Annotated in this window: 14 protein-coding genes and 1 tRNA gene; 12 read left to right on the forward strand and 3 right to left on the reverse strand. The window is 42.9% G+C overall.

What is annotated here, in order from left to right; all coding sequences use genetic code 11:
• The first annotated feature begins 53 nt into the window (after positions 1-53).
• The 6 genes from gloA2 (at position 54) to AC6H1S_RS06780 (ending at position 5,261) form a co-directional block, all read left to right on the forward strand.
• A complete protein-coding gene (gene gloA2 / locus AC6H1S_RS06755; protein WP_199141494.1) occupies positions 54-437 on the forward strand; it encodes an SMU1112c/YaeR family gloxylase I-like metalloprotein in 384 nt (127 codons plus the stop codon).
• Complete coding sequence (locus AC6H1S_RS06760) at positions 434-1,135, forward strand: tRNA1(Val) (adenine(37)-N6)-methyltransferase (RefSeq protein WP_497565621.1); 702 nt, start codon at positions 434-436, stop codon at positions 1,133-1,135. The genes gloA2 and AC6H1S_RS06760 overlap by 4 nt, the downstream gene beginning before the upstream one ends.
• Positions 1,136-1,274: 139 nt before the next feature.
• The gene (locus tag AC6H1S_RS06765) at positions 1,275-3,071 is read left to right on the forward strand and encodes a serine hydrolase (RefSeq protein ID WP_497565622.1); all 1,797 of its coding nucleotides are present in this window, start codon (positions 1,275-1,277) and stop codon (positions 3,069-3,071) included.
• Positions 3,072-3,074: 3 nt separating this feature from the next.
• Complete coding sequence (locus AC6H1S_RS06770; RefSeq protein ID WP_497565623.1) at positions 3,075-3,566, forward strand: metallophosphoesterase family protein; 492 nt, start codon at positions 3,075-3,077, stop codon at positions 3,564-3,566.
• A gap of 24 nt (positions 3,567-3,590) precedes the next feature.
• Positions 3,591-4,667, forward strand: a complete 1,077-nt coding sequence (gene fbp, locus AC6H1S_RS06775) for a class 1 fructose-bisphosphatase (RefSeq protein WP_199141836.1) — start codon at positions 3,591-3,593, stop codon at positions 4,665-4,667.
• An 81-nt stretch (positions 4,668-4,748) separates the two neighbouring features.
• Positions 4,749-5,261, forward strand: coding sequence for a DUF2911 domain-containing protein (locus tag AC6H1S_RS06780; protein WP_497565624.1), 513 nt, complete (start codon positions 4,749-4,751; stop codon positions 5,259-5,261).
• Between the two features lie 48 nt (positions 5,262-5,309).
• Here the strand turns inward: AC6H1S_RS06780 and AC6H1S_RS06785 are convergent, their stop codons facing one another.
• A complete protein-coding gene (locus tag AC6H1S_RS06785) occupies positions 5,310-6,092 on the reverse strand; it encodes a tetratricopeptide repeat protein (RefSeq protein WP_497565625.1) in 783 nt (260 codons plus the stop codon).
• A 5-nt stretch (positions 6,093-6,097) separates the two neighbouring features.
• Positions 6,098-6,571, reverse strand: a complete 474-nt coding sequence (rnhA, locus tag AC6H1S_RS06790) for a ribonuclease HI (RefSeq protein WP_199141833.1) — start codon at positions 6,569-6,571, stop codon at positions 6,098-6,100.
• Between the two features lie 148 nt (positions 6,572-6,719).
• On the opposite strand from rnhA, the gene AC6H1S_RS06795 reads away from it, so the two are divergent.
• On the forward strand, positions 6,720-7,190 hold the full coding sequence (locus AC6H1S_RS06795; protein ID WP_497565626.1) for an acyl-CoA thioesterase: 471 nt from the start codon (positions 6,720-6,722) through the stop codon (positions 7,188-7,190).
• 123 nt (positions 7,191-7,313) lie between these two features.
• Positions 7,314-7,389, forward strand: a tRNA-His gene (locus AC6H1S_RS06800).
• 314 nt (positions 7,390-7,703) lie between these two features.
• Here the strand turns inward: AC6H1S_RS06800 and AC6H1S_RS06805 are convergent.
• Entirely contained in the window at positions 7,704-9,362 is a 1,659-nt protein-coding gene (locus AC6H1S_RS06805; RefSeq protein ID WP_497565627.1) for an alpha/beta fold hydrolase, read from the reverse strand.
• Positions 9,363-9,627: 265 nt separating this feature from the next.
• Between AC6H1S_RS06805 and AC6H1S_RS06810 the strand changes: the two genes are divergently transcribed.
• From AC6H1S_RS06810 to AC6H1S_RS06825, 4 genes are all read left to right on the forward strand, one after another.
• Positions 9,628-9,795: a hypothetical protein gene (locus AC6H1S_RS06810; protein WP_497565628.1), complete on the forward strand. Its 168-nt coding sequence runs from the start codon at positions 9,628-9,630 to the stop codon at positions 9,793-9,795.
• A 111-nt stretch (positions 9,796-9,906) separates the two neighbouring features.
• Entirely contained in the window at positions 9,907-10,728 is an 822-nt protein-coding gene (locus AC6H1S_RS06815; RefSeq protein WP_497565629.1) for an alpha/beta fold hydrolase, read from the forward strand.
• Between the two features lie 331 nt (positions 10,729-11,059).
• Positions 11,060-12,553 carry a hypothetical protein gene (locus AC6H1S_RS06820; protein ID WP_497565630.1) on the forward strand — a complete coding sequence of 498 codons (1,494 nt, stop codon included), beginning with the start codon at positions 11,060-11,062 and terminating at the stop codon, positions 12,551-12,553.
• A 2-nt stretch (positions 12,554-12,555) separates the two neighbouring features.
• Entirely contained in the window at positions 12,556-12,825 is a 270-nt protein-coding gene (locus AC6H1S_RS06825) for a hypothetical protein (protein WP_199141806.1), read from the forward strand.
• The last annotated feature ends 16 nt before the right edge of the window (positions 12,826-12,841 follow it).

Genomic DNA, 12,841 nt, shown 5'->3' on the forward strand with positions numbered 1-12,841 from the left:
CTTTGTCATCTTAAAGTTCAAAAATTAATATTTGCTTATCGCAATTCAACGCCATGTTTAACCGCATCCATCATATTGCTATTATTTGTACAGATTACGAACGCTCTAAATACTTTTACGTGAACCAGCTGGGGTTTGAAGTGTTGGCAGAAGTTTATCGCGAAGAAAGAAAATCGTACAAGCTCGACTTGGCTGTGAACGGGATTTATCAGCTGGAGCTTTTTTCGTTTGAAAATCCGCCTGCCCGGCCTTCGCGGCCAGAAGCTGCGGGTTTGAGGCACTTGGCTTTTGAGGTAGACGATGTGCAAAAAACAGTTGCTGAACTAAATGCTAAAGGCATTGTGACCGAGCCGATCAGGATCGATGAGTTTACCGGCCGGAAGTTTGCCTTTTTTGCCGACCCGGATGGTTTGCCTTTAGAGCTTTACGAAAGATGAGCATATTTAGGTTCAAGCAGTTCGAAGTAGACCAAAGTGGTTGCGCCATGAAAATCAATACCGATGGCATATTGCTGGCCGTGTTGACCGAAAGCGAAGCGCCCAAGCGTATTTTGGATATTGGAACAGGAACAGGGGTGATTGCTTTGATGTTAGCCCAGCGGTTTGATCAGGCTGAGGTGCATGCCGTAGAAATAGATGAAGTGGCCGCCGATACCGCGCAACGAAATTTTGAAACTTCGGTTTTTAAGGATCGGCTTCGGGCCAATGCGGTGGCCATCGAACAGTTTGAAAGTGATGAACTGTTTGATCTTATTGTTTCTAATCCCCCGTATTTTATCAACGATTTGAAAAACGCCGCTGAAAAGAAAGGCCTGGCGCGACATACTGATGAAATTTTTTTTGATCAACTGATTGCCAAAGTGGCCTCTTTGTTGAGCAAAAAGGGGCGGTTCTGGGTTGTCTTGCCCGTTAAACAAGCGCTACTGTTGGTAGAAAAGGCAAAAAGCCATGGTTTAAGCCTCGCCAAACAGATCCATTTGCATTCTGATGAACGCAAGCCCGAGTTTCGGCGTATTGTTTGTTTAGGCAGGACTGGAGGAGAAGTGGCGCGCGAACATTTCTATATTTACGAATCCGAGAAAGTGTATACCCAAGCTTATCGGATATTGCTGAAGGATTTCTTTTTGGCGTTTTAAGCCCTATCTGTAAGAAAAATGTTCTGATTGTTTCCTAAAACTGCTGTTGGTCTACATCAAATGTTTTTCTGCAGGCTAAAATTATTGGAGTATCCTTCGTAATTTAGGCGCTCTACAACATACACCCTTTAAAATTAAGATGAAAAATACTCTTGTCCTTTTAGGCTGCCTTATTGTTTTGTCAGCTCGGGCACAATCTCCAAAAACTACAGATCCCTTGGCTGGAGTAGATACTTTATTTAACAGGATATTAAAAGACCAACAACTGGCGGGCTTTGCTGTGGCGGTGGTTAAAGGCGACCAGGTAATCTACAGTAAGGGTTTTGGCTATCGCGATCTTGAAAACAAAAAGCCGGTAACCTCTAATACGTTATTTGCCATAGGGTCGAGCACCAAGGCTTTTACTGCTTCGCTGATGGGTTTGTTGCAAAAGGAAGGTAAATTATCGTTGGATGGAAATGCAGTTTCCTATTTGCCCCAGCTACGGTTTTTTAATGATAACATGAACAATCAGATTACTGTGCGCGACATGATGTGCCACCGCACTGGTCTTTCGCGTTACGATTTATCTTGGTTTGTTTTCAATACATCTAATCGCGACAGCTTGATCCAACGGGTTCGCTATATGGAACCAAGTGCGGGTGTTCGCGAAAAGTGGCAATACAATAATTTTATGTTTTTGGCCCAGGGCATGATCGCCGAGAAGCTAAGTGGCAAAACCTGGGAACAAAATATCAAAGAGAGGTTTTTTGAGCCATTGGCAATGAGCCGTTCCAATACTAGCATTTTCGAGCTTGAGAAAGATGCCGATGCTTCTTTGCCTTATATAGTAAATGACAAAGGCGAGATAGAGAAAATCGATTACTATAATATCGACGGAATGGGTCCCGCTGGCAGTATAAATAGTAATGTTGACGATATGGCCAATTGGTTAAAGGTTTGGATAAGTGGTGGCTATTATAAGGGCAAAGAGATTTTGCCAAGCTCCTATGTGCGTGAGGCTTCCAGTTCCCAAATGGTAATGGACGATGGCTTGCCCAAAGCGGATAAAGACATCTACCTCTCTACTTATGGCCTTGGTTGGATGATCAGTTCTTATCGTGGCCATTATCTGGTGGAACATGGTGGCAATATCAACGGTTTTTCGGCCAGTGTGTCGTTTTTTCCTACCGATAAATTAGGTATTGTGGTTTTAACCAATCAAAATAGTTCAGGTGTGCCTACGGTTGTACTTAACAGTATTGCCGATAGGATGTTTGCCCTTGAAAAAATAGATTGGAACGGCAGGGAACGCAAGCAAAGGGCTGAAGCGAAGGAAAGGACAGCCATCGCTAAAAAGGAGGCCATGGCTAATCGTATTCCAAATACCGAACCTTCGCACCCTTTAAAAGATTATGATGGTTTGTTTTATAATCCAGCCTATGGGCCAATAAATGTGGTGTTTAAGAACGATTCGCTGTTTGCAACTTTGGGAAAAGAACAGTTATTGCTTAGGCACTACCATTATGATGTGTTTAGTATAAGTGGGATAGATAAAAATGGTAAAATTGATACCGCCACAAGCGATTTGCGATTTAATTTTGGCAGTGGGTCAGATGGCAAGATCGAAAATATAGCTATACCGCTCGAGGCGGGCATGAAACCCATTGTGTTTGCCAGCAAGCCAAGAGTGGTTAATTTAAGTAAAGACGCTCTAAAGGGCTACATTGGGGAATATGGCAATGGAACAAAAGTATACCTGAAGGAAAACGTCTTATATATTTATGTGCCGGGCCAGCCAGAGTACGAAACCATTTCAGTGGGCAATAATACCTTTAACATTAAAAAATTAAAAGGCTATAGTGTAAAATTCGAAATGAAAGAGGGGGCAACTCATGCGTTGTCTGCTTCGTTTATACAGCCTAACGGTACGTTTAAAATGGTACGAAAAAACTAACAATTGAAAAAAATAGGCCTGCTTTCTGATACCCATGGCTATCTAGACGAAGCCGTATTCAAGTATTTTGCGGACTGCGACGAGATTTGGCATGCCGGCGATTTTGGTCCGGATGTGGCCGGGCCTTTGGCGGCCTTTAAGCCCTTGCGTGGCGTGTATGGCAATATCGACGATAAAACCATCAGAAGCGAATTCCCGGAGCACCTGCGTTTTAAATGTGAGGACGTGGATGTTTGGATGACCCACATCGGTGGCTATCCGGGGCGGTATTCGTCTTTTGTGAAGCCTGAAATTTACACTAAGCCTCCAATGCTTTTCATTGCTGGGCATTCACATATTTTAAAAGTTATGTACGACGAAAAAATCAAATGTTTGCATATAAATCCTGGTGCGGCCGGAAAACACGGTTGGCATAAGGTAAGAACTTTGATTCGTTTTTGTATTTCGGCAGAAAAAATCCATACCTTAGAGGCCATAGAATTAGGAGTTAGATAACGTAAAATATACACTAAGCTGAATATGTCCGGTATAAAAACATTAGGTCAATTTATAATTGAAAAACAGGCTGATTTTCCATACGCCAAGGGTGAACTTTCGAGGCTGTTGAGGGATATCGGCATTGCGGCCAAAATCGTGAACCGCGAAGTGAACAAAGCCGGTCTGGTAGATATTCTGGGCGATGCAGGCACGATGAACATCCAAGGCGAAGGCCAGAAAAAGTTGGATGTGTATGCCAATGAACAATTTATTTCGGCTTTAACCAGCGGAGGCGAGTGCTGCATTGTGGCTACAGAAGAGGAAGATGACTTTGTGCCGATTGATTCGCCGGTTTCTAAAAATGCCAAATACATCATCTGTATCGATCCTTTGGATGGTTCCTCAAATATCGATTGTAACGTGGCTGTGGGGACTATTTTTTCGGTATATCGCCGGAAATCGGTAGAAGGCGATGCCACCATTAGCGATGTGTTGCAAAAAGGAACCGAGCAGGTGGCCGCAGGCTATGTAATCTATGGCTCCTCCACCATGATGGTGTATACAACGGGCAAAGGCGTTAATGGTTTTACGTTAGACCCATCCATCGGCGAGTTCTGCCTATCGCACCCGAACATGAAAATTCCGGAAGATGGCGTGATTTATTCGATCAACGAAGGCAATTACGTACATTTTCCCGATGGTGTTAAAAAATATTTGAAATATGCGCAGGTGGAAGACTTGGCTACGCGCAGGCCGTATACCTCTCGCTATATTGGTTCTATGGTTGCCGATATCCACCGTAACCTCATCAAAGGCGGTATTTATATCTATCCCACTACGGCGGCCTCGCCAAATGGCAAGTTGCGCCTGTTGTACGAGTGCAATCCGATGGCCTTCATTATTGAGCAGGCTGGTGGCATGGCTTCAGACGGATTGAACCGCATCCTCGATATCGAACCGACCGAACTGCATCAACGTACCGCTATTTTTATCGGATCGTCCAAAATGGTTCAAATGGCCGAAGCGCTTATGGCCGAATATTCGCCAGTAAAGCCGCAGGCAGGTCAAAATACAGCAGCAAAACTGGAGCAGCTGGGCATCGTAGGGGGTATCGACTGATAAAGGTGAAATTAGCTGATTTGCTTTGCGTCAATTACTGGTTGTAAATATTAAATTCGTAATTAAAACATTGTGTAAATTATGAAAGCAATCCTTAAATCAATTCCGGTGCTTCTTGCGGTTTTCATTTCGGCAAACGTTATGGCGCAAGACACAAAACCTGTGAGCCCTAAGGCGTCGGCAACAGGCAAAATCAAAGATGCAACCATTACCATTAATTACAGCAGTCCATCGGTAAAGGGCCGTAAAATTTGGGGTGGGCTAGAAGCCTATGATAAGGTTTGGCGTGCAGGGGCGAACGAAGCCACTACCTTCCAAACCGATAAAGACATCAAGGTTGAAGGCAAAACCCTGCCTGCCGGCACTTACAGTTTCTTTTTAATTCCGAAAGAAAATGGTGTCTGGACGGCTATTTTTAACAAAGAAGCCAAGCAGTGGGGTGCTTTTAAATATCAGGAAGCCCAAGACCAGCTCAGGGTTAATGTAAAAACAAAAGCCTTGAGTACTACCCAGGAAAGATTGGAATACAAGATCACTGGTAAAGGATTTTCTATGGACTGGGACAAGATTTCGGTTCCTGTTTCTATAAAATAGTCAAAAGTACAAAAAGCCGTGTTCAACTGGGATGCGGCTTTTTTTTGCTTATTTGAGGGATAGAAGTTCCCTGATCGATTTCCTTAGCCAGCCTGCGTTTCTTTTGCGGAGGTATCGAGGCAAGAGCCTGATTTCGCTTCTCACCGCCTGAAACTGTTCCCGGGCATCTTCTTTTCGGTTCTGTTTCTTTAGGAAAAGTCCGTAATAATAACGTGCCTCTAAAGAATGATGGTTGCGGATGACCTGTTGATAGCCTTTGTTGGCCAATTCGTTTTCGCCATTGCCTTCCTGCGCGCGTACATGAAGCAGTTCGTCTTCCACCATGCTTATCCTGGCTGTGTTTTTGGCGTAAAGCTGATCAAAATAGGTTAGACTCTCTTTGTATTGCCCATTGTAAAAATACTGCCTGGCCAGTTGCAACAGGATGGCCGGATCGTCGCTATAGTGGCCCTGCAGGCAGCTTTGAGAGAGTTCGATCGCCTTGCCATATTGCTTCTGGTTGGCGTAGGCGTTAGAAAGGCCAAGTTTGTTGGTAATGCTGTCGGCAATCTGTACTTTTCTTTGCCATTCGTTAATTTCCTGGTTGGGGAAGAAGTACTTTTTTAGGCTTTTAGAAAAGTTGCCATTGGTAATTTCGGGCAGCAGCTCCATGGCAAAGTAGATGACAAAGCCAATACCCGGCAGGAATATCAAAAGATAAAGCCAGTTTCCACGGCCAGTTTTAAGGGCATGGATAATAGCCAACACTTGTAAAACAACAGCTATATAATAATAGTCGTTCCAGTAGGCAAACATATTGAGCGAGTTAGATTTGCCGTTGAAATTAAGCAATAATTTTAAAGTAGCGAAGTGCTGTTGCGCTCGGCTTCAAAAAAAGCGTCGATTCCCATTGCGCTTTTGTTTTGCGAGGCGGCGACGGCCAAGCGGTCGCAACGTTCGTTTTCGGGATGTTCGTTATGGCCTTTGATCCAGGTAAATTTAACCTGATGCAGCTTGTGCAGGGCGAGGTATTGCATCCAAAGGTCTTTGTTCTTTTTGCCCTGAAAGCCTTTTTTTACCCAGCCAAAAACCCAGCCTTTCTCTACCGAATCGACCACATACTTGGAGTCCGAAAAAATCATGACCTGCTGTCCGGGACTTTTGAGGGCTTTCAAACCTACAATAACAGCGAGCAACTCCATACGGTTGTTGGTGGTTAGCCTAAAGCCGCCACTAAGTTCTTTGTAATGGGTGCCCGAGCGCAAGATTACGCCGTAGCCTCCCGGACCAGGATTGCCGCTTGCAGCGCCGTCTGTGTAAATTTCTATCATGCAGTTTGGTAAGCTTTATTTTTTAGCCGGTTAAGTTTCAATGCCGTTTAATTGCATTAAATTAGTGCTGTTCAAAGTGCCCAAATATAGGAATTACGGTTAGTTTAGCCTTTGAAATGTTGGTAAAACCCAACAAAATAAAAGATTTATGGAGAAAAATGCAGTTACTTTTCGGTTTTTAACCGAGCCCGGCGACGTGAATTTTGGTGGCAAGGTGCATGGTGGCGCCGTTATGAAGTGGATAGACCAGGCCGCTTATACCTGTGCGGTGAATTGGAGCAGCCACTATTGCGTAACAGTGTATGTAGGCGGTATTCGATTTGTTAACCCTATCCTGATCGGCGAAATTGTGGAAGTGAACGCCAGGATTATTTATACAGGTCGTACCAGCATGCACATCAGCGTCGATATTAATGCCATTAATCCTAAAACCAAGGCCGAAACCAAAGCCACCCACTGTATCATTGTATTTGCGGCCATTGACGATGAAGGCAAAACGGTGCCGGTGCCGGAGTGGGTGCCCAAAACCGAAGAAGACAAACAGTTGCACCGATATGCCATTAGGCTAGCCAACATGCGTAAGGAAATTAATGAGGAGATGAAGGCTTACTTTAGTTAGTTGGTTGGTTTGGGTAGATTTCATTGATTTGATTTTTAATGCTTTAACGCTGAATTTTTGCTAATTTTCAAAATTATTTGACAGCAAACAATAAAATAGTACCTTTGTAGCTCGAAAAAACACGGTGGTTTTAGCTCAGTTGGTTAGAGCGCCTGATTGTGGTTCAGGAGGTCGCCGGTTCGAGCCCGGTATTCCACCCTTAAAGAGATGATCAATTTTGACCATCTCTTTTTTTATTTTCTCTAATTCTTTGTGGTCAATGTTTTAAATTGCTAATTTATAGCTTGTAAAGCGGTTCGGGATTTTGTGTTTTTATTTAACCCTCGATTTCTGATTGGGGTTATAATTATTGCTTTCAGTAATGCTGCAAGTCTTTGCTATGAAATACAAAAATCTAAAATTTTCTTTGCCTGATCCTCATTTGCCAACGCCCCTGAGTTTTTAAAAGCAGCTTTAAACCTAGTCTGATTGGTATGCAAGCGCACCTACTTTCGGCCAATTTTCGCCTTTTCTTTAACGGATGTCCAAAAACTCCAGGATGAGCTGATTAAGTTGGTTTGGTTGTTCAAAAGGTACGTAATGGGTTGAGTTGGGAATAGTCTGGAGCTTAGCTTGGCTAAGCTGAGCGGCAATGAGTTTGGTATGCTCAGGTTTGATGACGTCATTGCTTCCCGCAATAACCAATACAGGATTGTTTATCTTTTGCAGCTGTGCTGCGGTAATGTGTGGATGCGTCAGCATCAGGCTGATCAATCTACTGTTCTTAGAAAGATCTTTGGCATCAAGTTGGTTTTTAAAACTCACCAACAAACTATCGTTTATACCTGAAGGGTCTAAGTTGGCGCCAATGGTTACGATCTTATTGATGGCCTCAGGGTGGGCTAGATTAAAGCTCAACGCAGTATTGCCTCCATCACTCCAGCCTACTATATTTACTTTTTTCAATCCCATTGCGGTGAGCACCTGATATAGGTCCTGCGCAAACGAATCATAACTATAAGCCCCAGTAGAGAGATCGGTACTTCTGCCTTGTCCACGGGTATCGATGGCAATCACCCTGAAATGTTTCGCAAAGACAGGAATCTGGCGATAGAAGTCCGCTATACTTCCATTGTTGCCATGCAATAGGACCAAAGGCTCGCCACTGCCATATTCTTCGGTATAAATTTTGGCATCGCCCAAATCAATGTACCTGCCCTTTTTATTTTTGCCATAGCCGCTTTTTGAGGCTTCATGTTTATATTGGTAATAATTGGCAAGCTGCTTTATTGCCGAGCTTTCGGTTGCTTCGGGTTTCAGCGTAGCACCCGCTTTGCGGTCTTCCTTGTTGTATTTAAGTTCAAGGTTGGCAATGAATGTGCCGGCATTGCTTTCCCAATTTCCTTGGCTCTGGTAACGGAAAAGCAAGTTTTTCGATATTGTTTTTTTTGCCGAAACGCCAAAAACAAAATTATTGCTGCTATCGGGGGCATGTGCTACAAGTTGGAGTGTGATGGCAATCTGATCCATTCCCTCAAAACTGAGCTGATAAGGTGCAAGATCTATGTGTTGCCAACCTGTAGAGCTTGTGCGGTAGGTAATGTATTTGCGCATTACATTGCTATCGGGCAAGTTGTTTTTAACCGCGTACATATTGAGCTTCAAAGTGATGGAAGAGAACTTCGAGCTTGGCATGATATAGAAGTTATAACCTTTTAATATGGTTTGGTCATAGATTTCAAAGATACTTCCCTGTTCTATTGTTGGAATGTTTTGATCGAACATCTTCGAAAAAGTAATCATCGGACGTGACTGCTGTCCGATGGTTTTTTCTTTCAACTGGGATCCCTTGATGACCACTTCGGCCATATCAAATATTTTTTCTTTAAGGATGACCACAGCTACAGATTTGAGCTCCTTCTGCGGTAATTGCCGATCAATAAAACCAATAGCGCTGAAAACCAAGTTGCTATTGGCCAAACTATCGGGTATGGATAGCCTAAAGGCTCCATTTTCATCAGCCACTGTGGCAACCCTGCTGTTTTTAATGCCTATAGAGCAATAGGCAACAGGATTTTGCCTGATATCTTTCACCACTCCTTCTAAAATGTGTTGAGCCCTGGCATTAAATAATATAAAGACGGCTATAACCGTCAAAAACAGCTTTTTCGAAGCATTACGTGTAGTTTTCATATATCGGCAAGACGATATGGATCTGAAAAGGGTTGCATATCGTTTTAAAAAAACAAAGGCAATAAGGTTTTGCTCAAGAATATCTTGGATAGTATTTATGTCATTGTTTTAAATAGTCTAGCGCAAATTTTATCCTTTCTTCATAAGCTTAGCTAAGTAAATGTCTGGTGGCGCAGCCGATATTGTCGATGAGATAGTCTGGCAACCTTGATGAGGGCTAAGTGGGTAATTATAATAGCTATTCGAGACAGCCAAAACCGAACCTATGAGCGCCCTTATCCAGCAAACCCAAATTCGTAGCCTTTACAATGAGCGTAGCAATATTTTTTACATCGAATTTTTTCAGCAGGTTTTCGCGATGGGTGTTTATCCTGGTTACACTAATGAGCTGTTTAAGGGTGCGCAGGCCAAGCTAGGCGACGGCAGGTTATAAGACGATTTTACCATAGATCAAGATGGATTGGTTTTTACTAGACTACATTTGTTCGGGCATCAAGGCAAATAACATGCTCAATCAATAATCATCCACTAAAAACTTAAAACCATGAGTACACTAAAATTAAAAGACGGAACCGAAATTTTCTACAAAGATCAAGGTCAAGGACCAACATTAATGTTTCACCACGGCTGGCCTTTGTCATCAGATGATTGGGATGCACAGGTTATTTTCTTCCTGCAAAAGGGTTACAGGGTCGTAACGCACGATAGGAGAGGCCATGGCCGTTCCAGTCAGGATATCTATGGGCACACCATCGAACAATATGCCGCTGATGCTGCTGAACTAGTTGAGTTTCTTGACCTAAAAGATGTGGTTCACATTGGCCACTCAACCGGTGGAGGCGAAGTAATTCGCTACGTACATAAATATGCAAATGGTAGGGCTAAAAAGGCTGTGCTGATCAGTGCGGTGCCACCAATCATGGTGGCCAGCGAGAGCAATCCGGATGGTGTGCCAATGGAAGTTTTCGACGGGATCAGAGAGCAGACCCTTAACAATAGGCAACAATTTTATATGGATTTGACCATTCCATTCTACGGATACAATAGAGAAGGGGCGGTAGTGAAGGAAGGTGTACAAAGAAATTGGTGGAGACAGGGGATGATGGGTGGAATTGTAGCGCATTATGAAGGAATTAAGGCATTTTCTGAAACAGATTTTAACGAAGACTTGAAAGCAGTGGAGATCCCGGTTTTAGTGATGCATGGTGAAGACGATCAGATCGTTCCCTATCAAAACGCAGCGTTAAAGTCCATTAAGTTGTTGAAAAATGGAAAGTTGATTACTTATCCGGGTTTTGCTCACGGTATGCCAACAACCGAAGCTGCTACGATCAATAAAGATTTGTTGGCGTTTATCCAATCTTAAGACTTTATCGTTTAAGTAAATAAATCAATTTCAATTCATTGTTGCATAAATTAGGTCAAATTAGATACAATCACCAACCACGAATCGCTTTCAGGATATAATGAAGGCGATTTTTTTGTTTTCAGTAGGTCGGCAGTCGGTTTGATATAGGAGATGCTACCTGGAAAGGGGGTATAAAAGTCTTGTCCTATGGCAAGACATCAGAAGGTGAAAAAGCAAGGTGGGTTGATGTAGCATGGGGTTGAACAAATGGCCTAAATGTTCTTGTTTTTTACAACTATAAAAATGTCGGATTTTTATAGTTAGCTTTAAGTATCTAAATGCTCAAAAGATGATTTCTTTATCTTATCTCGCTCTTTATAGGCCTGTTGTGCTTATTCGTGCAATTATTTTATTTCTTGGTCTGTCGTTTTTTTCGCTTGGACTTTACGCCCAAGAGAAAAATGACAGTGTCGGTAAAAAGTCCATTATTCCTGATAAGTGGAAGGCGTCGCTCAATGGGTCCTACAGTACTTTGGTTGGTGCCGATGGCAATGGTGGCACGATTGGCAGCTATGCCAGTTTAGACCCTTTAAATGCTTCGCTTTCTTTTAAAGGAACTGTACCTATTGCGGCAAAAAGCGGAAGACTGAGTTTTTTGTCTGTTGCGGCGCAGGGAAACCTGGTGAATGGCAATTTTGCCACAGTCTTTAAAAATACCAGACTTAATACCAGTGCGGGCATTAATTTGGAATATAATTTTAGGTTTGGAAAAGACAATCCCGCTGAATTCGGGGCCAATGATGCAAAATATACAGCAGATATGCGTATGATAACCGAAGCTGAAGATCATGCCGTAAATGCCTATAAAAACGAAATAGCCAAAATAGCTGCGAGGCAGGCCGCTCTGCAAGATCAGGTTGTACGCACCAATGCGCAAATAGCGGCCAAGGAGTTGCAATTAAAAGTCTTCGACAAAACCATAAACAACGCTACAGAAACCTATGAGGCTAAAGAGAAAGCCTATGTAGAAAGCCAGAAGATTGTTGCCGAATTGCCCAAAATGAGAAAAAGCCTAGAAACGGCCAATTTTCAGATCGACTCTTTGGGCATAGTATCGGCAAATAGTGGGGGATTGATTACCAAGTATCGCTTGCAGCAACGTAACCTTGCTAACGAAAAAAGAGCCAAGCTGCAAAACGACTATCAGTTTGCCGAGTTTAAGCTGTTTTGGGTCACCTTAATCGCTGGCGCCGGTAAAGTGGATTACTATACTTTTGATAGTACAAAACCCTTTGCCGACCAGTTGCAGAACCCGAATTTGCCTACCTATAAATTTGGCTTTGCCTTGAATTTCTATGATCAGGACAACCTTACCAAAAAGGCATGGATGGCCAATTTAGGTGTGCAATGGATGAAAGACAATAACCTTTCCCTGCTGCCTACTCAGGAAATTTCGCAGGAATCGGTGTATAAGAATACCGCTGGCGACGTCACACGCAAAGCTACAAAAAAATACACGGCGTATACCGAGCCAGATAAAATAGCCGATTACCAGCAGCTGAGTGTTTTTTCCAACCTGTATCATATTTTCAACGGTGGCAATATTGCGCTCCATTTCTTCCCTTCATTTTACAAGCCTAAGGATAAGCGGGGCTATCTTGATACTGGTTTAGGGATGATGTTTTCTTTTAAAGACCAGAAGAAAGAGAAATCTACGCTGAACCTGGAAGCCTATTTTGTATCGGTGGATAGCTTTAACAGTTTGGATGCCACAAACAACTTCTGGGATAGAAACGAATTTGGGGTACGCATAACCTTGCCTTTTAACAAATTATTCAAATAGCTATGGCAAAGAAAAACAGTCGGCCAAAGGCTGGCAAAAAACCGGTACAGCTTAAGCAAAACCTTTACTTTGCGAAAACGCTGAAAAAGATAACGAGCGAATTTGATAACCATCCAAGGCCAGGTTGTGTTTATAGGGCCGTTTGTTACGATGAAAGTAAAAGACTTACCGGCTGGACAAGTTGGCAGGAAATGGAACAGGTAAGGGCTGAACATGAGGAAGATACAGGCCATATTACCGATTTTGAATTCAAGGCTGGAGCAATTGTTTAACTTGAAGTTTCAGAAA

Source organism: Pedobacter sp. TM02 (assembly GCF_059705275.1).